An 18,196-nucleotide genomic window follows, 5' to 3' on the forward strand; every position below is an offset into this window, starting at 1 on the left:
GCGCTAGCCGCCCACCATCAGCCGCACGATCTCGTCCGGATTCGTGTCGGCGATGCGGCGTTCGCCGGCGAGGATGCCGCGCCTCAGCACGACGATGCGGTCGGACACGGCGAAGATGTCGCCGAGATTGTGCGAGATGAAGATGACGCCGCGCCCCTGCGCCTTGAGCGCGTGGATGAGCGCGATCACCTTGCGCTGCTCGGGGACGCCGAGGGCTGCGGTCGGCTCGTCCATGATCAGCAGCTTGGCGTCCCAGTAAAGCGCCCGGCCGATGGCCACGGCCTGCCGCTGGCCGCCGGAGAAGTTGCTCACCGGCGCGTCGAGGCGGGTCACGTGGAAGTCGAGCCGTGCCATGGTCTGGCGGGCCGCCTCCGCCATCTTCTGCCGGTCGAGGACGGGCAGGAAGCCGAATGCCTTCCGCACGGGTTCGCGGCCGAGAAAGATGTTGGCGCCGATCGGCAGATTGTCGGCCAAAGCGAGGTCCTGGTAGATCGTCTCGATCCCCATGTCCCGCGCTTCGTGGGGCGTGCTGAAGCGGACGGGGTCGCCGCCAAAGCGCAGTTCCCCCTCGTCGGGCTGGTAGACGCCCGAGATCGTCTTGATCAGCGTCGACTTGCCGGCACCGTTGTCGCCTGCGAGCGCCACCACCTCGCCGGCATGGACCTGCATCGACACGGCTTCGAGGGCCTGCACGCCGCCGAAGCGCTTGGAGACACTGCGCGCCTCCAGGATCGGGGTTCCCGCTTCAGTCATTGCTGCGCTCCCCCGTGAGGCGGCGCTGGCTCTGGTCGACGAGCACCGAGATGATGATGACGACGCCGACGGCGACGAACTGCCAGAACGGCTCGACATTGATGAAGACGAGACCGTACTGGATGACCGCGATGACGAGCGAGCCCGCGACCGTCCCGAGGATCGTCCCCGAGCCGCCGAAGAGGCTGGCGCCGCCGATGACGACGGCCGCGATGGAGTCGAGCAGCAGCGGCTCGCCCGCCTGCGCCGCGCCGGCCGTGAACCGCGCCGCATAGAGCACGCCGCCGATGCCGGCGCACACCGCCGACAGCAGGTAGAGCTTCAGCGTGTGGCTTCCGAGGTCAATGCCGGCCCTCGCGGCGGCCGTTCGGCTCGCTCCGATGGCATAGGTGTGCTGGCCGAAGCGGGTCTGCGACAGCATGTAATGGATGACGAGCACGATCACCGCGGTGATCAGCACCACGATGGGGAAGCCGAGCAGCCGCCCGTTGCCGAGTGCGGCGAACCATTCGTTCGAGACCGGCACCGTGGTGCCGCCGGCGAGCAGGAAGGCGGCGCCGCGGCAGACGCCGAACATGCCGAGCGTGCCGATGAAGGGCGGCACCTTGAGCCGCGAGATCAGCAGGCCGTTGACCAGCCCCGGCACCAGCGCGACGGAGATGCCCGCCCCGATGCCGACCAGCATGGCGAGCGGCGCCGGCATGTAGAGGGCGGCCGTGTTGGCGCCGTGTGCGGCGATGACGGCGGCCAGCCCCATGGTGAAGCCGACCGACAGGTCGATACCGCCGGAGATGATGACGAAGGTCTGGCCCAGCGCCAGCAGCAGCGGCGCCACTGCGAAGATCGATACCGACTGGAGGTTGAAGGTCGAGAAGACGAAGGTCGCCCCGAAGGCGGTGCGGGCCCAGACCTCGAAGAACACCAGCAGGAGCGCGAGGAACAGCCAGGCCCGGGCCCCTGCGATGAAGGCGAGCACGGCCTTGCCGCGCGAGGCGTCCGGCGTCGCCGTGTGCCGGGTCGTGTCGAGAGGCGGAGCGGTCATGGAGCGGCTCGCGATGCGGGTCCGGGGATGGCGGGCAGGGTGGGGCGCGGCGGAAAGAGGTCCGCCGCGCCCGCGGCCCGCGCGAGAGGGGAGGTCGCGCGGGCGATCATCCTCAGTTCTGGTAGACGAACTTGGCGATCTCGGGCTTGTCGATGTTGGTCTTGTCCATGACCGTGAAGCCCGTGCCGATGGCGCTCGGGATCGAGTTTCCGGTCAGGTGGGCATAGGCCGCCATGACGCCGAAATAGCCGATCTCGGCCGGGTGCTGGGCGATCGCGAGGTCGACCAGGCCGGTCTTGAGGTTGTCGACGATCGAGGTCGGCGCGTCGAAGGCGACGACCCGCACCTTGCCGGTCTGGCCTGCCTGCTTGACGCCGTTGGCGGCGCCGAGAGCGGAGAACAGGTTGGCGCCGAAGACGCCTGCGAGGTCGGGATTACGGGCATAGACCGACTGCAGCTGCGAGGCGGCTTTGTTGGCGTCGTTGTCGTTGAACTGCGTGTCGAGCACGGTGATGCCGGGATAGGCCTTCATCGCGTCCTTGAAGCCCTGCTCGCGCTGGTCGGTCGTCGAGATGCCGGGCTTGACGTTGGAGACGTAGACCTTGCCCTTCTCGCCGATCGACTTGGCGAGCGCGATGGCGGCCAGCTTGCCGCCGAGGATGTTGTCGGAGGCGACGTAGGAGAGCGGGAAGTCGGCATTGCCGGAGCCCGTCTGGTAGACGCCCGTTCCGATGAAGGTGTCGACCGTGATGACCGGGATGCCGGCCTCGGCAGCCTTCTTCAGCGGCTCGACGAGCTGCACCTTGTCGGTGGGGGCGATCAGGATCGCGTCGGGCTTCTTGGCGATGACGGCGTCGAGCACCGGCACCTGCTGCACCGGGTTGAACTCGGGCGCACCCTGGAACATTACTTCCGCGCCGACGGCCTTGGCCGCGGCCTCGGCGCCCTTGCGCATGGTGATGTAGAAGGCGTCCGTCGTCAGGCCCGGGATCAGGGCGATGGTCTTGTTCTGGGCGCTAGCGGCGCTCGCGCCCAGGATGGCGGCGGCGCCGATGGCGGCGGCCGCTACGGTCGTGAACAGCTTCTTCATGTCGTTCCCTCCTGTTGGCGCGCGTCTGTCGCGCGCCGATTGATTGTTCGGTCCGGACAGGCGCGCGGCACCGGGGCCCCGCGCCTCGTTTCAGCGTCGCCCCTCTCCTTTCTCCGCGGTGCGCGGCTCGATGCTCATGATATCGCCTCCGCATAGCGGTCGAGAACACGCTCGACGGAGGCGAGAAGCAGGGCGCGCGGCTCGGGGGCAAGGCGGCCGGCGACCACCTCCTCCCAGACCGGCGCGAGGAACTGGCCGATGAGCGGCTGCGGGATGGCGACGCCGTCCAGCGCGCGCATCAATCCCGCGACGGCCTGCCCCGCTGCCGGATCCGGCCAGACGTAGCGGATACGGTCGCTGTAGCCGTAGTGGCGCAGCACCGCCTGTTGATCCGGGGTGCCATGGACATGGCCGCTCCAGGCGTCGGGACGGGACAGCAGGACCTTCTCCATCGCCTCTCTCAGGGAGGCGTGCCCCGGCACGAGAACGGCGGCGATGGCGTCCAGCCCGTAGAGCGCCTCGCGCAGCGCGAAGGTGAGCCAGGGCCCGACCTTGAGGATGGCGAAGCCGTCCCGCACCAGCCCGGCCAGGGCGGCCGCGGGCTGGTAGTCGGTCGAATGGGCCTCGAAGACCAGTCCGGGATGGCGGTCCAGCATGGCCGAGAGACGCGCCGCCTTCTCCGGGTCGTAAACGTCGACGCTGGCATTGCCGAACTCGACTCCGGGCTGCACGACGAGGGCGATCACCCGGCCGAAGGCCTCGCCGAGGCCCTCGCCACGGAAAGCTGCCTCGTGCACCGCGAGCGTGTTCTCTGCGGCCTCGGGCGTCGTCACGACCAGGTGGTGCGCCGCATCCGTCGCGCCGCCCGGCACCGGGACCTCTGTCCCGATGACGTAGACGGGCGGAGCGTGGCCCGAGCGCGCGGCAGCGGCCTCGGCAGCCGCGGCGAGACGGGCGGCGCGGGCCGCGACGATGCCGTCGTCCAGCACGGGCGGGTCGTCGGCACAGCGCATGCTGGCGTCGAGATGAATCTTGGCGTAGCCGGCGGCGGCGAAGTCCGCCACCAGGACCTCGGCCTTCGCTATCGCGGCGTCGGCGGGCAGTCCGGTCCAGGGATTGGGGCCGAGATGGTCGCCCCCGAGGATGAGGGACGCGGGGTCGAGCCCGCACTCGGCCGCGAGGTCGCGGACGAAGTCGCGGAAGCCGGCCGGCGTCTGGCCGGTATAGCCACCGTCCTGGTTCACCTGGTTGCAGGTCGCCTCGATCAGCACCGGCGCGCCCCGCCGTTTCGCATGGCGCAGGGCAGCTTCGAGGACCATCGGATGTGCGGAACAGACGGAGGCAAGGCCGCGGCGCCGGCCCGACGGGCCCGGCACGGAGAGACTGCGAAGCAGGGAGGCGCTCATGGGGCCACACGCGAATGGCGAGGCCGGCGGAGGCTGCGGCTGCGGCCCGTCACTGTCGTTCCTCCCCGCGCTCCGGGACGGCTCCCTGGCCATCGCTCGTTCTCGACCCGAGGCTAGGAACGCGCTTCGTTCGTGTCAACGCGAAAGTTTACGCGCGGAAAATTTGTTGACTTCGCGCCCGGCCGCGCCGAACCTTTGGAAGTTCAGGCGAGGGTGCCCCAACGCACCGCGCCGCCCTTGGGGAGGATTGCCGGCCGTATCCGGCGAAGGTGGTCGATGTCCGAGCGCAAGATCAGGACGATGGACGAGTTCGCCAGCGCAAGCGGGCTCTCGCGTCCCACGGTCTCGAAGTATTTCAACGACCCCGGCAGCGTCCGCAAGACCACGCGCAACCGCATCGAGGAGGCGCTGAAGGAATGGGACTACCGCCCCAACCTCTTCGCCATGAACCTCAACCGGCGGCGCCCGCGCATCATCGGCGTCATCGTCCCGCACACCACCGACCCGTTCTACGCCGAGCTCGTCCGCCACATCGAGACGCGATGCATCCGGGCCGGCTACCTCGCCATCGTGCTGAGCTCGCATGGCGACCGGCAGCTGGAGGCGCGCGCCATCGAGACGCTGCTGTCGCTGAAGATCGCCGGCGCCATCGTCGCCCCGCTCGGCTTCGACTCCGACCTCGACCTGATCCGCTCGCTGCAGGACCGCATCCCCATCGTCTTCATGGATTCGCGCCTCGACGAGGAAACGGCCTTCGTCGGCACCGACCATGCCCAGAGCGTCGGGCTGATGGTCGACTATCTCGTGCGAACCGGGACGCCGCCCACCTTCTTCGACATGCCCTACGTCAACCACAACGGCCATGACAGGCACGAGGCCTATGCGGCCGCCATGACCCGCCTCGGGCTAGAGCCGCGCTTCGTCTCCCTCGGGCACGACAGGGACTGGAGCTTCGAGGAGATCGGCTATCGGGAGACGCTGCGCGTCCTCGACGGGCCGGGCTTCCCGACGAGCACCGTGCTCTGCGCCAATGACCGGCTCGCCTTCGGCGTGATGTCGGCGGCCTTCAACCGCGGCCTGCGCGTCGGCCGCGAGCCCGGCTGCACATTGCGCGTGGCGGGGCACGACGACCACCCGCTGAGCCGCTACACCTGCCCGCCGCTGACCACCGTCGCGCAGGACTTCGACCGCCTGGGCACGCTCGCCACCGAGACCCTGCTCGCCCGTGTCGGCGAGCCGGGCGACGACGAGGCGGGACCGCTGCCCCCGCTCCAGCAGCGCCTCGAGGCGAAGCTGATGATGCGCGAATCCGCCTGAGTTTCACCTTTCTCAAAGACGCCGAACGGGAACACCGCCAATGGCCAGCCTCACCACAGCCGAACGCCGCGGCTACCAGCAGATCTGCGGCGCCAACGGCACCATCATGGCCATCGCCTGCGACCAGCGCGGCGGCATGCGCGAGATCCTCGCACCGCCCGAGGAGCGGTCGAAGATCACCGACGCCATGCTGGGCGAGACCAAGAGCGACATCGTCGCCTGCCTCGCCAACAACGCCTCCTGCGTGCTGCTGGACCCGCTCTGCGCCGTTCCGAAAGTGGTGGACGAGGGCGTCCTGGCCCGCGACGTGGCGCTGCTCATCGGCCTCGACGCATCCGGCTACGACTCGAACGACAAGGGCCACCGGCTGTCCCGCCTTTCGGCCGGGATCACCGCGCGCCGCGTGCGTGAACTCGGCGGCACCGGCGGCAAGATCATGGTGTACCTGCGTCCGGACGCGCCGGGCACCGACGAGCACAACATCGACATCCTGCGCCGCTGCATCGCCGACTTCGCGGCGGAGGATCTCCTGCTGGTGGTCGAGTTCCTCACCTACGCCCTGCCCGGCGAAAGCAAGGAGGCCTACGCCGCCGCCATTCCCGGCATCGTCGAGGAGGGCACGCGCCAATGCGTGGCGCTGGGCGGGAAGGTCCTGAAGCTGCCCTGGCCCGGCTCCGGCGCCGCCTGCGCGGCGGTGACGAAGGCCGCCGCCGGCGTGCCCTGGGCCGTCCTCTCGGCGGGCGTCGATCATTCCACCTTCCTCGGCCAGATCGGGGCGGCCATGGAAAACGGCGCCTCCGGCGTCATCGGCGGCCGGGCGCTGTGGAAGGACTGCATCTCCCTCGACCGTGCCGTCCAGCGCGAGAAGCTGACCACGGTGGCCCTTCCCCGGCTGCGGGAAATCCAGGCCATCCTCGACAGGCACCCGCGCCAACTCGCGGCGTGACGGCATGCCGGGCGCCACCGCCATCGGGATCGACATCGGCGGCACGAACCTGCGTGCCGCCCGTGTCGCGTCCGGCGGCGCGATCCTGGAGCGCCTCTCCATGCCGGTCGACCGTGACCCCGGCCGCCTCGCGGGCATCGTCTGCGACCTCGCCGGCCGGCTGATCCGGCCCGAGGTCGCCGCCATCGGCATCGGAGTACCCGGCCGCGTCGACCACGGGCGCCGCCGGGCCCTGTCGGGCGGATATGTCGACCTGTCGGGGATCGATCTCGTCGGCCGGCTCGAAGGCGCGTTCAACCGCCCCGTCGCGCTCGACAACGACGTCGCCATGGCGCTCGCGGGAGAGCATGCCTTCGGCGCGGCCCGGGGACAGGCCGAGGTGGTCATGATCGCGGTCGGGACGGGGATCGGCGGCGCGGTGCTGTCGGCGGGCCGGCCATGGCGTGGCGGCGGCAATGCCGGCCAGCTCGGCCACCTCTCCGTCGCCCTCGACGGCCCCACCTGCGCCTGCGGGCGTCGCGGCTGCTTCGAGGCGCTCGCCGCCGGCCCCGCGCTGGGAGAGCTGATGGCGAGGGCCGGCCTGCCCGCAGGAACCCGTGCCGAGGACATGGTGGCTGCCGCCCGGCAAGGAGGCGAGACCCCCGCACGCCATGCGGCCCTGGCCTGGGCCCGCGCCCTGCGCGCCGGGATCGACACGCTCGCCGCGTGCTTCGACCCGCGCCTCGTCGTCGTCGGCGGCGGGCTCGGGACCGCGGCCTGCGCGGCGCTGGCGCTCTGCCCGCCGGAGTCGCCGTGGTTCCGCCCCGAGATCGCACCGGCCATCCTGGGAGGCGATGCCGGGATGGTCGGGTGCGCCGCCGCCGCGCTGTCCCTCGCCGGCGCGGAGGCTGCCCTATGAGACGCGCCATCCTCGTCAACGGCATCCCCGCCAGCGGCAAGACAAGCGTCTCCCGCGCCGTCGCCGACGCGACCGGGTGGCCGCTCCTGATCCTCGACACGGTCAAGGAGCCGTTCTTCGACCACCTCGGCACGGGCGACCGCGCCTGGAACCGGGCCCTCGGGCGGGCGAGCTCGCAGGCGATCTGGTCGGTGGTGGCCGACTGGCCCGACCCGGTCGGCGTCGTGGTCGACGCGTGGTTCGGCTTCGAGCCGCGCGAGATCCTGGAGGCGCACCTGGCCCGGGCGAGGATCGGGGCGACGGTGGAACTGTGGTGCCACGCACCCGCCGAGGTGATCGTCGAACGCTACAGCGCCCGGCTCGGCTCGCGGCATCCCGGCCATCCCGGCGCGGAATACATTCCGGAGATCGCTCCGCTCGCGGCCCGCGCGGCGCCGCTGGGCCGTGGCGCCGCGATCGCCGTCGACACGACCTCGCCGGTGAACGGGCCGGAGCTCGCACGGCGCGTGATGGAGGCCTTCAAGGGCTGAGCGTCAGTCGCGCGGCAGCATGCCGAGGTCGCGGACGGCGACGAGCACCTGCGCGGGATAGAAGGGCTTGGTCAGCAGGATGCTGCCTTCCAGCTGCCGGTTGCGGGAATCCGCATAGCCCGTGGCATAGATGATCGGCAGGGCGGGCCGCAGTTCACGGGCCCTGTCGGCGATATCCCAGCCGGTCAGCGGGCCCGGTAGCCTGATATCGGTGAAAAGCAGGTCTGGCGCACGTGAGGCGAGCGCCGCGACGGCCTCGCCGCCGTCTCCCGCCTGCACCACCTCGAAGCCGGCATCCTCGAGTTCGAGCGCGACGACCTCCCGGATCAACGGCTCGTCCTCGACGAGGAGAACGAGCTTTCCGCCTGCGCCCGTGGTCATCCGGCGGCCTCCGCGGATGCTGCCGCCACGAGCGGAAAGGTGAGCCGCACCAGCGTGCCGCGCCCGGGCTCGCTCTCGATCGCCAGTTCGCCCTGCGATTGCTGGACGAAGCCCAGAACCTGGCTGAGCCCCAGGCCCGAGCCGCGGCCCACGGGCTTCGTCGTGTAGAACGGCTCGACAGCCCTCCTGCGGACTTCCTCCCGCATGCCCTCGCCCTCGTCCTGAACTTCTATCGTCGCCGTATCGCCCGGCAGCACCTTAGTCCGTATCACGACTCGCCCACCCTCGGGCATGGCGTCGCGCGCATTGACGGCAAGGTTGATGATGGCGCTCTCCAGCTGATTGCGGTCCAGCAGCGCCAGGACGGGCGACGAGTCCGCCTCAATCTCGATCTCGACCAGGCCGCCCGCCGCGCCGCTGACGAGCGGCTGCAATTGCCGGGCGACCTCCGTCAGGTCGAGCACTTCCGGCTTCAACTCCTGCCGACGCGCAAAGGACAGAAGCTGCGAGGTGAGCTGTGCGGCCCGGCGCGCGCCCTCCCCCGCATTGGCGATCGCGACCCGCGCACCGGCCTGTTCCTCGCCGAGGCCGCGCTCGGCGCGGGCCAGGTTCATGGTGACGGCGGTCAGGAGATTGTTGAAGTCGTGCGCGATGCCGGCGGCGAGTTGGCCGACGGCCTCCATCTTCTGCGCTTGCCGCAGCATGTCATGGGCGCGCTCACGCTCCTCCATCGCCGCCTGCATCGCCTGCAGCGCGGCATCTCGCTCGGCCACCATGGCGCTGAGGTCGCTGTTCATCGCTCGAAGCTGCTTCGGCGAAGGCAGCGCGAGGGCTGTCGGCAGCAGCGGCCAGAGTGCGGCGGCGGTGGCGACGGATGCAGCCGCGGTGGCGGCCTTGATGAGCGCCTCGGCCCCGTAGTCGGGACGCCAGAGCGTCCAGATGGAAAAGAAATGCGTCGTGCCGCAGGCCGTGATGAACAGAGCGAAACACCAGAACACCCAGCCGAAACCCACGTCCGGGCGGCGGAAGGCGAGCACGGCGAGCACCACGGGGATGGAGAAATAGGCCGTGCCGATCAGCGCGTCCGACACGACGTGCGTCCAGATCAATTCGGGACGCCAGGTGAGGCAGTAGCCGTGCGGGGACAGCGTGTCTGAAGACAAAAGTCGCCCGATGAAGTCGAGCATCGGGGGAACCTCCCGGGGACAACAGTTGGGAACGCACGGCAGCGCCGAAGGTTCCGCCGGTCTCGGCCGCAGGCGGCTGTGAGCGCCCGCTTTGCCGATTGACAGGGCAACGCCCCTGCCCCTAAAAGGCCGCACCCGGAAAGGGGCTGTAGCTCAGTTGGGAGAGCGCTGCAATCGCACTGCAGAGGTCAGGGGTTCGAATCCCCTCAGCTCCACCAGGGTTTGCTGTGACAAAATAACTGATCCGTTTCAGACGCTTGGCGCAAGTCCGGAGAGACCTGCGTAGCCCACGCGTACGCCGTTCGGGTGCAGGGATTTCGGCGTCGTTCCTGCGCGTCGGCAAACTGCGACACGGTTCCCTTTTCGGCGCGCGGCACGGGTTTCGTTCCGGCCGGATTTCGTCGATCGCGAACTCTCGGGTGCGGGAGCAACGCGGGCGCACCCACGCAGTGCCCGCCGGGCTCGGGCCGGGCCCTGTTCCGCCATTTTCATGGAGTGTCGGAAGGCCGCCAAGGGATCGATCTTTTTTGTTTCAAAATGGGATTCACAGGCCGCAAAGCCTCTGGCAGAATCCTCCCATCGCCGCGTTGAAACCTGTCCCATGGTTGCCAGTCTCTGGCCGCCAAACGCGCCTTTTTGCGCCGGAGAACGCCGATGCTGAACCGCCGTGCCTTGTTTGGCCTGCCTCTCGCTGCCCTTCCGGCACCAGCCTTGGCTGCCACCCATGAAGCGAGAGAACCGCAAATCGACGAGGATCGCTGTCGTCGCCTGAACCCTGCCGTCGCTGCCGGATTGTCCGAGCGCTTTATTCAACTCGCGCAGAGCCGATTGGACGAGATGAGGGGAGGCGGCAGCTATCTCGACTGGCATGGTGTGGTGTCGGCGGCGTTCATCGCGGAAGGCCACGCGCGCCAGCTCTTCGAGATCGCTCGCATCCGCGCGCGCGACACTCTGAAATCCGAGCCGCAATCGTGACCGAGGATGAAATCCTCGCGGACTACGCCGCGCTTCGATCGCTCGTTACCAACGTGATCGGATTTCACGGGCTGGCCGATAACGACTACGCGAACGACAGCCTCGGTCAGCTCAAGGCCAACGCCCGCGTCTATGCCGACGGGCATGTTCTGGCGCGCCGCGTGTTCAGCCTCTCCCAACGTCTCGACGAGTGGGGAGAGTATCGCGACCTCGCCGCCGCGTTGCGTCCGCTTCGCCGGCTTTGCGCGGACATCATCGGAGCCAATGCGTGGGTGGACGATGAAGCGGCCCCCGCGGTGGAGCGCCTGATGTGCCACGCGCTAGCCTACGCCAAAGGCGTCGAGCTGGCCGTCCGGTTCATGCACGTCCATGACGATCTGACAGGGAAGGCGTAAGCCATGCTGCAACGACCCACGATGGATCGGCGCGCCATACTCGCGGGCGGGCTGGCCCTGATCGCCACGCCTGCGCTGCCCGCTCCCTATTACCCGTTGCCGGATGGGTTGACCGTCGAGTTTTTCCGGGAGGCCGCGAGAAAGCTCCGGGCCAATGTTCGCGCCTACGAGTTGGGCAAGCGCATCGTCCTGCAAGGCGCCGACCGGTCATCCTATCACCGTGATCTGAATTACGCCTTTGCGGGCATCTTCGACCGGATGGGTGATTGCCGCGAGCCGTTCGACCTTCTGGAATCCGAGCTGTACGCGGCCGAGCGCGCGCTCATGAAAAAATACGACTACAGGCCGTGAGGAACGCCATGCCCACGATAGATCGTCGTACCCTCATGACGACCAGTGTTGCCGCACTGGCCGCACCCGCAGCCCCGAGTGTTGCAGCGAGCGCGCCAACAGTCGCCACGGTTGTATTCCATCGGGCGAATGATGCGGTGATCCTTGCCGACCTCACGGCGATGGAGACGGCACTCGCTCAGGCGCGGGCGTGCCTCATTGAGGCCAACGCATTGAAAGACATGCCCCGCTACAAGATGCTGTTCGATATGTGGTGCCATCTTGAACATGTTCGCGACCTAGACAGGCTGAGGGTGGCTCCCGCCGTTGAAGAGCAGTGGGATGAAGCCCTGCCCATCATAGTCGATCCAAACCGGCCCGAAGCGGCGGGCACCTGACGAGGACGGTTACACCCCGATCGAGCCGAATGGGCTTCGATTAGCCGCTGCGCACATGGTGAACTGCAGCCTGATGGCCCCTCAGCCCCTCGAACACAACCTTGACCAGGTTGGGAAAGCGAAGGGTAGGCCGCCCCGCAAACGTGATGCCTGGACGACCAGGCCTCACGGGATCTGTCGTTTTGCTCCCGAGCAGCAGCAAGGCTTTGAACCGCTGGTTCTGGACCTCAGGCCGCCTTGCCCCCGCGCAGCACGATGTAGATGGCCGGGATCACCAAGACGGTGAGCAGCGTCGACGAGGCCAGCCCGAACAGGAGCGAGATGGCCAGCCCCTGGAAGATCGGGTCGGCGAGGATCACCGCCGCGCCGATCATCGCCGCGAGCGCCGTGAGCAGAATCGGCTTGAAGCGGATGGCGCCGGCCTCCAGCACGATGTCGCGCAGGCCACGGCCCTGGCGGTCGGCGTGGCGGATGAAGTCGACGAGCAGGATCGAGTTGCGGACGATGATGCCGGCCAGCGCGATGAAGCCGATCATCGAGGTCGCGGTGAAAGGCGCGTGGAACAGCCAGTGCCCGAGCATGATGCCGATGAAGGTGAGCGGGATGGGCGTGAGGATGACGAGCGGCAGCTTGAACGAGCCGAACTGCGCGACGACGAGGATGTAGATGCCGACGAGCGCGATCATGAAGGCGCCGCCCATGTCGCGGAAGGTCACCCAGGTCACCTCCCACTCGCCGTCCCAAAGCAGCACCGGCTTGCCCTCGTCGAGCGGCTGGCCGTGTAGCACGATCTCGGGTTTGGGAAGCGTGCCCCAGTTGATCCTGGCCAGCGCGTCGTCGACGGCGAGCATGCCGTAGACCGGCGCCTCGAAGGCCCCGGCGAGCTCCGCCGTCACCATCTCCGCCGCCCGGCCATTGTGCCGGAAGACGGGGAAGGAGGAGGGCTCCTGCCGGACGCTCACGACGTCGCCGAGCTCAACCACCGTGCGGTTGCCGGGCAAGGCGTTGGCGGGGACGGGCGTGGTCAGCGCCCTCTCGTCGAGCACGCGCGAGGCCTTGGAGAGCTCCAGCCGGATCGGGATGGGCTGGCGGCGGCCGCCGCGGTGGGAATAGCCGACCGTCGCCCCGCCCTCGAGCGTGCGCAACGTGTCGTAGACGTCGCGCTGCTCGACGCCGTGGAACTCGAGATTGTCCTGGTCGAGCGTGACGCGCAGGCGCGGGGCCGGCGTGCCGAAGCTGTCGTCGACATCGACGATGAAGGGCACGGTGGCGAAGGCCACGCGGACCTTGGTCGCTACGGCGCGCCGCGTCTCGGGGTCCGGCCCGTAGATCTCGGCCAGCAGCGTGGACAGCACGGGCGGGCCGGGCGGCGGCTCGACGACCTTGATGCTGGTGCCATTCGGAACCGGCAGGTCGGCGAGACGGTGGCGCATGTCGAGCGCGATGGCGTGGCTTGCCCGCTGGCGCTCGGCCTTCGGGGTCAGGTTCACCTGAACGTCGCCCTGCTCGGGCGAAGTGCGCAGCGCGTAGTGGCGTACGAGTCCGTTGAAGTTGAACGGGGCGGCGGAGCCGGCATAGGTCTGGAAGGAAACCACCTCGGGCACGGCCGAAAGTCGGCGGGCGATCTCCTGGAGGGTGCGGCTGGTGTCCTCGACGGAAGAGCCCTCGGGCAGGTCCACGACGACCTGCAGCTCCGGCTTGTTGTCGAAGGGCAGCAGCTTCACCGTCACGTCTTTCGTGGCGAAGAGCGCGAGCGAACCGACCGTGGCGACGCCGACGAGCAGGAGAAAGGTCCAGGCCCTTGCCCTGGAGGCGAGGATGGGCTTTGCGACGGCGAGGTAGAGCTGGCCGAGCCGGCCGACGTCACCGTGTCCGTGACCTTGTTCTGAACCGGCCTCTCCCGCAGCAAGGGCCCGTCCGGCGATCTTCAGCATCAGCCAGGGCGTCAGGATCACCGCGACAAAGAAGGAAAAGATCATCGCCGCCGAGGCGTTGGCCGGGATGGGGCTCATGTAGGGACCCATCATCCCGGACACGAACAGCATCGGCAGCAGCGCGGCGACCACCGTGAGTGTCGCGACGATGGTGGGATTGCCCACCTCGGCCACCGCGTCGATGGCGGCTTGCACCGGCGTGCGCCCGTCCCCCATGGCCCAGTGGCGGGAGATGTTCTCGATCACGACGATGGCGTCGTCGACGAGGATGCCGATGGAGAAGATGAGCGCGAAGAGGCTGACGCGGTTCAGCGTGTAGCCCATCAGCCGCGCAGCGAAGAGCGTGAGCAGGATCGTCGTGGGTATCACGACCGCAACCACCAGCGCCTCGCGCCAGCCTATCGAGACGGCGACCAGCAGCACGATGGAGACTGTCGCGAGGCCGAGGTGGAAGAGGAGCTCGTTCGCCTTTTCGTTGGCAGTCTCGCCGTAATTGCGCGTGACGGTCACGACCACGTCGTCGGGGACGACGCTGCCCTTCAGGTGACCGAGGCTTTCGGTGATCCGGTCGGCGATGACGACCGCGTTGGCCCCTGCGCGTTTCGCGAGAGCGATGGACACGGCCGGAGTGGACGCAAAGCCTCCCTCGGCCCCGGCATCGCGCACAAGGCTCGACACGCGGCTCTCGGCCGGTGAGGTCTCCAGCGTGATGCGAGCGACGTCGCGCACGTAGACGGGCCGTCCGTCCCTCGTCGTGAGAAGAAGGTTGCCGATCTCGTTCGCTCCCTGGAGGGTCTGGCCGGCCACCAGCGCCAGCTGCCGCCCGCCCTCGCGGACCTGCCCGGCCTCGAAGGAGCGGTTGGCGCCTTCCAGCTTGGCGGCGAGCTGCTGCAGCGTGACGCCGCTGCGGGCGAGCGCCTCGGGGTCCGGCTCGACACGAATCTGCTCGGGCTGCTCACCCACGATATAGGTGAGGCCGATATCGTCCAGTTTCGCGAGTTCAGTGCGCAGCTCTCGCGCAACCCTGGTCAGCCCGTTGGCGTCCCAGCGCGCGGCGGCACCGGGTTTGGGCGTGAGAGTGAGCACGACGATGGCGACATCGTCGATGCCGCGCCCGACGATCAGGGGTTCGGGTATGCCTGCGGGGATCCTGTCCAGATTGGCGCGGATTTTTTCGTGCACGCGGAGGATGGCGGAATCCGACGGCGTGCCGACGAGGAAACGGGCGGTCACCATGACGCTGTCGTCGCGGGTCTGCGAGTAGACGTGCTCGACCCCGTTGATGCCCTTGACGATGGTCTCCAGCGGCTCGGTGACGAGCTTCACCGCATCCTCGGCCTTGAGCCCGTCGGCACGCACCATGATGTCCACCATCGGCACCGAGATCTGCGGCTCCTCCTCGCGTGGCAGCGTGACCAGAGCCACGAGGCCAAGCGCAAACGAGGCGAGCAGGAAGAGCGGCGTCAGAGGCGAACGAATGAAGGATTTCGTCAGCGCGCCGGCGAGGCCGAGGCGCCGCGGCGCATGCGCCGGTGCGCTCATGGCGTCACCACGCGGTCGCCGGCGCGCAGGCCGGACAGGATCTCGACCTTGCCGCCGGCGGCGGGGCCGAGCACGACGGGAACGTCGAGGGTGCCGCCCTCCCCCGCCACCCGGACGTAGTCAACACCGCTGCGCGTCGTCACGGCGTCCTGCGGCACGATCAGCGCCTGCCGCTCCGCAACGGTGATCCACACCGGCACGCGCTCACCGACGAAGAAGTCGCCGAGCCCGTCGACTTCGGCGTCGGCAATGACTCGGCCAGCTTCCAGCTCGGGATAGACCTTGACGATGCGGCCCTCGCGGCGCGGGCCGCCCTCGGCGCCTGCCGCCTGGCCGCGCCCGCCGATGCTCACGGGGTCGCCCACCTTCACATGGCCGGCATGGCGTTCGGGAAGGGCGAGGCGCAGATAGTACCCGCTCGCGGCGATGCGGGCGATGGTCTCTCCCGGCATGACGACGGAGCCGGTGACGGCGGGTGTCGTGAGGACCCGTCCGTCCTTCGGCGCGAGCACTTGTCCTTCCGCCGTCTGCTGAACGATGACGGCGCGCTCGGCCCGGGCAGCCTCGAGCTGGTTGGTGTAAACGTTCACGGCGGTGCGCAGCTGGTCGAGACGGCTTTGCGTTTCCGCTCCGCGGCTCATGAGCGACTGGGACCGCTCCAGGTCGGACTGTGCGTTGGCGAGTTGCGCCTGCAGCGCCTTGATGCGCGCGTCGGTCGCCTGCAGCTGCAAGGCGAGCTTCTCGTCCCCTACGACCGCGATGATTTCGCCGGCCTTCACCGCCGTCCCCTCTTCGACGGCTCGCGAAAGCAGCGTGCCGCCGATCCTGGCACGCGCCGGAACCGTATCGCGGCTCTGGACCTGGCCGAACACGGCCTTGCGGTCGGGCACGGTTGCGGCCTGGAGAACTATTTCGGCAGCCGCGGCACCGGGCAGGGCATTCAGCAAGGCGAGCAGTAGCGCTGCGGGAGCGAGAGCCTTCCGCATGATGACGAATCCTGTTTGATCGCGAGACGCCCGCCGGGGGAAAGCGGCGTGCCGGGCTGTGCCGGCTCAGGTTGACATGTATTCGAAGATCCGCAATTATTTAAGCCATGATCACTGATGCCGACGCCCTTTCTGCCGCCGCCGACGAAGCAAGCGAGTTCCTGAAATCGCTGGCAAGTCCTGTTCGCTTGCGCATCCTCTGCTCCATCATCGGCAAAGAGGCGTCCGTCGGAGAACTCGCCGAGCAACTCGGCGTGCGCCAGAGCGTGGCGTCTCAGCATCTCGCCCTGCTTCGCAAGGACGGCCTCGTGAAGACCCGTCGCGAGGGCCAGACCATCTGGTATGGCCTCGCGGACGAGCGCGTGGTCCGTGTCATGGACGTGCTTCAAAAGACCTTCTGTCCGGCGGAGGAGCCGGGAGCCCAGGTCCGCAAGGCGCGGGCCCGGGCCTGACGATCGGTCGTCGCTCGGCTCAGCGAAACGCTTCGCCCACCCTGCAGCCCATGCCCTTGAAGATCATCGCCGCCGGGCAGAACCCGGTGAAGGCGGACTGGATCATGTTCAGCCCGACGAAGACGGTGAGCAGCAGGAACCAGGGTGACACAAAGTAGGCGAGAGCGGCCGACAGCAGAACCATGAGGCCGGCAAAAACTAAAACGGCACGATCGACGGTCATTTGAGACTCCTGAAGGTCGGAAGGCGGCCTCAGGCCACCTCCTCGTGGATTTCCTTGAGTTTGGATATTCCCAGCAAGTCGAGCGCGAGCTTCTCGTAGAAGGTCTCGCTCTTGCCCTGCCGGATCTTGCGGAGGAAGTATTTCTCAAAACCGATCTTGGCCGCGTGCACCCACTTTCCGGATGCTGACCAGTTGACGTTGCGTGGCGGGATTTGCGGCTGGGCGACGAAGGCGATGCCGCTGTCGCCGAAGTCGGCAAGACAGACCGCGTTCCAGGTGCCCATCGCCTTCGGCTCCTCGCCGCGCAGCAGCGCGCCAATGTTCTGCGCGGTAGCCGTGACCATGGACTCGATCATGAAGCCGGTCTTGGGCACGCCGACCGGCAGCGGCGTCTTGCCCTGCGGCGCGATGGCCACGCAGACGCCCACCGAGAAGATATTCGGGAATGTCGGATTGCGCTGGTGCTTGTCAGCCAGAATGAAGCCGCGCGGATTGGTGAGCCCCTCGATTCCGCGCACCGCCTCCACGCCCCGGAAAGCCGGGAGCAGCATCGAGAAAGCGAAAGGCAGTGTGTGCTTCGTCTTGAGCGATCCGTCGTCGTTCACTTCCTCGACGTGCATCAAGCCGGCCTCGACCTTCGCGACCTTGGCGTTGGTGATCCATTTGATGTGCTTCTCGCGCAGCGCGCTTTCGAGCAGGGACTTGGTGTCGCCGACACCGTCGAGGCCGAGATGGCCGATATAGGGCTCCGGCGTCACGAAGGTCATCGGCACGCGGTCGCGCACTTTCTTGCGCCGCAACGCAGTCTCCAGGATGAAAGCGAATTCGTAGGCAGGGCCAAAGCAGGACGCGCCCTGCGCCGCGCCGATGACGGCATGGCCGCCGGTCTTCACGAGCCCCTCGAATGCCGCGCGGGTCTGCATGGCGTGGTCGACGTGACAGACGGACTGGGTGTAGGCCTGCGGGCCAAACCCCTCGATCTCGTCGAAGGCGAGTTCAGGCCCGGTGGCGATGACGAGATAGTCGTAATCCAGCATCGTGCCGTCGTTCAGCTCGATCTGGTTCGCTTTCGGGTGAAGACGCCTCGCCCCTTCGGGCCGGAATCCGATGCCCTTTCGCTGCATGACGGGAGCAAGATCGACCTCGATCTCCTCCTTCTCGCGCCAGCCTACGGCGACCCACGGGTTGGAAGGAACGAAGCTGTAGGTGGAGCCCTTGTTGACGACCGTGATCTGGTCGCCGGGCCGCATGGCCTGCTTCATCTCGTAGGCCGTTATGGTGCCACCGAGGCCGGCGCCGAGGACGACGATGTGTGCCATGGGAAATCCTCCGTGGGATGTCGCCGTCAGTGCTCTTCGGGCTCGGCCGGCCTTCTGTTATCATATATTCGTATAATCGATAATATCAAGCG

19 protein-coding genes and 1 tRNA gene are annotated in these 18,196 nt (G+C 68.2%); 10 read left to right on the forward strand and 10 right to left on the reverse strand.

Annotated features, from left to right (window positions below):
• Window positions 1-3 precede the first annotated feature (3 nt).
• The 4 genes from AC5JCN_RS15660 to AC5JCN_RS15675 form a co-directional block, all read right to left on the reverse strand.
• Window positions 4-753 (reverse strand): ATP-binding cassette domain-containing protein, encoded by a 750-nt coding sequence (locus AC5JCN_RS15660; protein WP_495756011.1) that lies wholly within the window; start codon window positions 751-753, stop codon window positions 4-6.
• Window positions 746-1,795: an ABC transporter permease subunit gene (locus tag AC5JCN_RS15665; RefSeq protein WP_495756012.1), complete on the reverse strand. Its 1,050-nt coding sequence runs from the start codon at window positions 1,793-1,795 to the stop codon at window positions 746-748. The genes AC5JCN_RS15660 and AC5JCN_RS15665 overlap by 8 nt, the downstream gene beginning before the upstream one ends.
• 112 nt (window positions 1,796-1,907) lie before the next feature.
• Window positions 1,908-2,885 carry an ABC transporter substrate-binding protein gene (locus AC5JCN_RS15670; RefSeq protein ID WP_495756013.1) on the reverse strand — a complete coding sequence of 326 codons (978 nt, stop codon included), beginning with the start codon at window positions 2,883-2,885 and terminating at the stop codon, window positions 1,908-1,910.
• A gap of 134 nt (window positions 2,886-3,019) precedes the next feature.
• Window positions 3,020-4,291, reverse strand: coding sequence for a D-tagatose-bisphosphate aldolase, class II, non-catalytic subunit (locus tag AC5JCN_RS15675; protein ID WP_495756014.1), 1,272 nt, complete (start codon window positions 4,289-4,291; stop codon window positions 3,020-3,022).
• Between the two features lie 276 nt (window positions 4,292-4,567).
• On the opposite strand from AC5JCN_RS15675, the gene AC5JCN_RS15680 reads away from it, so the two are divergent.
• The 4 genes from AC5JCN_RS15680 to AC5JCN_RS15695 are packed head-to-tail and all read left to right on the forward strand — an operon-like array spanning window position 4,568 to window position 7,982.
• On the forward strand, window positions 4,568-5,608 hold the full coding sequence (locus AC5JCN_RS15680; protein WP_495756015.1) for a LacI family DNA-binding transcriptional regulator: 1,041 nt from the start codon (window positions 4,568-4,570) through the stop codon (window positions 5,606-5,608).
• A gap of 40 nt (window positions 5,609-5,648) precedes the next feature.
• Entirely contained in the window at window positions 5,649-6,554 is a 906-nt protein-coding gene (locus tag AC5JCN_RS15685) for a tagatose-bisphosphate aldolase (protein ID WP_495756016.1), read from the forward strand.
• A gap of 4 nt (window positions 6,555-6,558) precedes the next feature.
• On the forward strand, window positions 6,559-7,452 hold the full coding sequence (locus AC5JCN_RS15690) for an ROK family protein (protein WP_495756017.1): 894 nt from the start codon (window positions 6,559-6,561) through the stop codon (window positions 7,450-7,452).
• Window positions 7,449-7,982, forward strand: coding sequence for a P-loop nucleotide/nucleoside kinase family protein (locus AC5JCN_RS15695; RefSeq protein ID WP_495756018.1), 534 nt, complete (start codon window positions 7,449-7,451; stop codon window positions 7,980-7,982). The genes AC5JCN_RS15690 and AC5JCN_RS15695 overlap by 4 nt, the downstream gene beginning before the upstream one ends.
• A gap of 3 nt (window positions 7,983-7,985) precedes the next feature.
• On the opposite strand, the gene AC5JCN_RS15700 is transcribed toward AC5JCN_RS15695, so the two are convergent.
• Both AC5JCN_RS15700 and AC5JCN_RS15705 read right to left on the reverse strand, forming a co-directional pair.
• Window positions 7,986-8,363 (reverse strand): response regulator, encoded by a 378-nt coding sequence (locus AC5JCN_RS15700; RefSeq protein ID WP_495756019.1) that lies wholly within the window; start codon window positions 8,361-8,363, stop codon window positions 7,986-7,988.
• Window positions 8,360-9,550 (reverse strand): sensor histidine kinase, encoded by a 1,191-nt coding sequence (locus AC5JCN_RS15705; protein WP_495756020.1) that lies wholly within the window; start codon window positions 9,548-9,550, stop codon window positions 8,360-8,362. Before AC5JCN_RS15705 ends, AC5JCN_RS15700 begins: the two co-directional genes overlap by 4 nt.
• Window positions 9,551-9,692: 142 nt before the next feature.
• Between AC5JCN_RS15705 and AC5JCN_RS15710 the strand changes: the two genes are divergently transcribed.
• The 5 genes from AC5JCN_RS15710 to AC5JCN_RS15730 all read left to right on the forward strand — a co-directional run bounded on the left by AC5JCN_RS15710 (window position 9,693) and on the right by AC5JCN_RS15730 (window position 11,648).
• A tRNA-Ala gene (locus AC5JCN_RS15710) sits at window positions 9,693-9,768 on the forward strand.
• Window positions 9,769-10,204: 436 nt separating this feature from the next.
• Window positions 10,205-10,525: a hypothetical protein gene (locus tag AC5JCN_RS15715; protein ID WP_495756021.1), complete on the forward strand. Its 321-nt coding sequence runs from the start codon at window positions 10,205-10,207 to the stop codon at window positions 10,523-10,525.
• Window positions 10,522-10,920 carry a hypothetical protein gene (locus tag AC5JCN_RS15720; RefSeq protein WP_495756022.1) on the forward strand — a complete coding sequence of 133 codons (399 nt, stop codon included), beginning with the start codon at window positions 10,522-10,524 and terminating at the stop codon, window positions 10,918-10,920. The genes AC5JCN_RS15715 and AC5JCN_RS15720 overlap by 4 nt, the downstream gene beginning before the upstream one ends.
• A gap of 3 nt (window positions 10,921-10,923) precedes the next feature.
• Window positions 10,924-11,271 carry a hypothetical protein gene (locus AC5JCN_RS15725; RefSeq protein WP_495756023.1) on the forward strand — a complete coding sequence of 116 codons (348 nt, stop codon included), beginning with the start codon at window positions 10,924-10,926 and terminating at the stop codon, window positions 11,269-11,271.
• A gap of 8 nt (window positions 11,272-11,279) precedes the next feature.
• Entirely contained in the window at window positions 11,280-11,648 is a 369-nt protein-coding gene (locus tag AC5JCN_RS15730) for a hypothetical protein (protein WP_495756024.1), read from the forward strand.
• 227 nt (window positions 11,649-11,875) lie between these two features.
• Here the strand turns inward: AC5JCN_RS15730 and AC5JCN_RS15735 are convergent, their stop codons facing one another.
• The gene (locus tag AC5JCN_RS15735; protein WP_495756025.1) at window positions 11,876-15,124 is read right to left on the reverse strand and encodes an efflux RND transporter permease subunit; all 3,249 of its coding nucleotides are present in this window, start codon (window positions 15,122-15,124) and stop codon (window positions 11,876-11,878) included.
• Window positions 15,121-16,110 carry an efflux RND transporter periplasmic adaptor subunit gene (locus tag AC5JCN_RS15740; RefSeq protein ID WP_495756026.1) on the reverse strand — a complete coding sequence of 330 codons (990 nt, stop codon included), beginning with the start codon at window positions 16,108-16,110 and terminating at the stop codon, window positions 15,121-15,123. Before AC5JCN_RS15740 ends, AC5JCN_RS15735 begins: the two co-directional genes overlap by 4 nt.
• Before the next feature lie 107 nt (window positions 16,111-16,217).
• Between AC5JCN_RS15740 and AC5JCN_RS15745 the strand changes: the two genes are divergently transcribed.
• A complete protein-coding gene (locus AC5JCN_RS15745) occupies window positions 16,218-16,562 on the forward strand; it encodes an ArsR/SmtB family transcription factor (RefSeq protein ID WP_495756027.1) in 345 nt (114 codons plus the stop codon).
• 19 nt (window positions 16,563-16,581) lie between these two features.
• On the opposite strand, the gene AC5JCN_RS15750 is transcribed toward AC5JCN_RS15745, so the two are convergent.
• Window positions 16,582-16,785, reverse strand: a complete 204-nt coding sequence (locus AC5JCN_RS15750) for a YgaP family membrane protein (protein WP_495756028.1) — start codon at window positions 16,783-16,785, stop codon at window positions 16,582-16,584.
• Between the two features lie 29 nt (window positions 16,786-16,814).
• The gene (locus tag AC5JCN_RS15755) at window positions 16,815-18,104 is read right to left on the reverse strand and encodes an NAD(P)/FAD-dependent oxidoreductase (RefSeq protein WP_495756029.1); all 1,290 of its coding nucleotides are present in this window, start codon (window positions 18,102-18,104) and stop codon (window positions 16,815-16,817) included.
• Between the last annotated feature and the right edge of the window lie 92 nt (window positions 18,105-18,196).

It is taken from the genome of Alsobacter sp., from assembly GCF_059501845.1.

Excerpts from the sequence above, each read along its gene's own strand:
- AC5JCN_RS15690 (WP_495756017.1), top strand. The coding sequence starts at position 6,559 with ATGCCGGGCGCCACCGCCATCGGGATCGACATCGGCGGCACGAACCTG.
- AC5JCN_RS15750 (WP_495756028.1), bottom strand. The coding sequence starts at position 16,785 with ATGACCGTCGATCGTGCCGTTTTAGTTTTTGCCGGCCTCATGGTTCTG.
- AC5JCN_RS15665 (WP_495756012.1), bottom strand. The coding sequence starts at position 1,795 with ATGACCGCTCCGCCTCTCGACACGACCCGGCACACGGCGACGCCGGAC.
- AC5JCN_RS15745 (WP_495756027.1), top strand. The coding sequence starts at position 16,218 with ATGATCACTGATGCCGACGCCCTTTCTGCCGCCGCCGACGAAGCAAGC.
- AC5JCN_RS15685 (WP_495756016.1), top strand. The coding sequence starts at position 5,649 with ATGGCCAGCCTCACCACAGCCGAACGCCGCGGCTACCAGCAGATCTGC.
- AC5JCN_RS15700 (WP_495756019.1), bottom strand. The coding sequence starts at position 8,363 with ATGACCACGGGCGCAGGCGGAAAGCTCGTTCTCCTCGTCGAGGACGAG.
- AC5JCN_RS15660 (WP_495756011.1), bottom strand. The coding sequence starts at position 753 with ATGACTGAAGCGGGAACCCCGATCCTGGAGGCGCGCAGTGTCTCCAAG.
- AC5JCN_RS15705 (WP_495756020.1), bottom strand. The coding sequence starts at position 9,550 with ATGCTCGACTTCATCGGGCGACTTTTGTCTTCAGACACGCTGTCCCCG.
- AC5JCN_RS15735 (WP_495756025.1), bottom strand. The coding sequence starts at position 15,124 with ATGAGCGCACCGGCGCATGCGCCGCGGCGCCTCGGCCTCGCCGGCGCG.
- AC5JCN_RS15715 (WP_495756021.1), top strand. The coding sequence starts at position 10,205 with ATGCTGAACCGCCGTGCCTTGTTTGGCCTGCCTCTCGCTGCCCTTCCG.
- AC5JCN_RS15755 (WP_495756029.1), bottom strand. The coding sequence starts at position 18,104 with ATGGCACACATCGTCGTCCTCGGCGCCGGCCTCGGTGGCACCATAACG.
- AC5JCN_RS15725 (WP_495756023.1), top strand. The coding sequence starts at position 10,924 with ATGCTGCAACGACCCACGATGGATCGGCGCGCCATACTCGCGGGCGGG.
- AC5JCN_RS15680 (WP_495756015.1), top strand. The coding sequence starts at position 4,568 with ATGTCCGAGCGCAAGATCAGGACGATGGACGAGTTCGCCAGCGCAAGC.
- AC5JCN_RS15740 (WP_495756026.1), bottom strand. The coding sequence starts at position 16,110 with ATGCGGAAGGCTCTCGCTCCCGCAGCGCTACTGCTCGCCTTGCTGAAT.
- AC5JCN_RS15675 (WP_495756014.1), bottom strand. The coding sequence starts at position 4,291 with ATGAGCGCCTCCCTGCTTCGCAGTCTCTCCGTGCCGGGCCCGTCGGGC.
- AC5JCN_RS15670 (WP_495756013.1), bottom strand. The coding sequence starts at position 2,885 with ATGAAGAAGCTGTTCACGACCGTAGCGGCCGCCGCCATCGGCGCCGCC.
- AC5JCN_RS15730 (WP_495756024.1), top strand. The coding sequence starts at position 11,280 with ATGCCCACGATAGATCGTCGTACCCTCATGACGACCAGTGTTGCCGCA.
- AC5JCN_RS15695 (WP_495756018.1), top strand. The coding sequence starts at position 7,449 with ATGAGACGCGCCATCCTCGTCAACGGCATCCCCGCCAGCGGCAAGACA.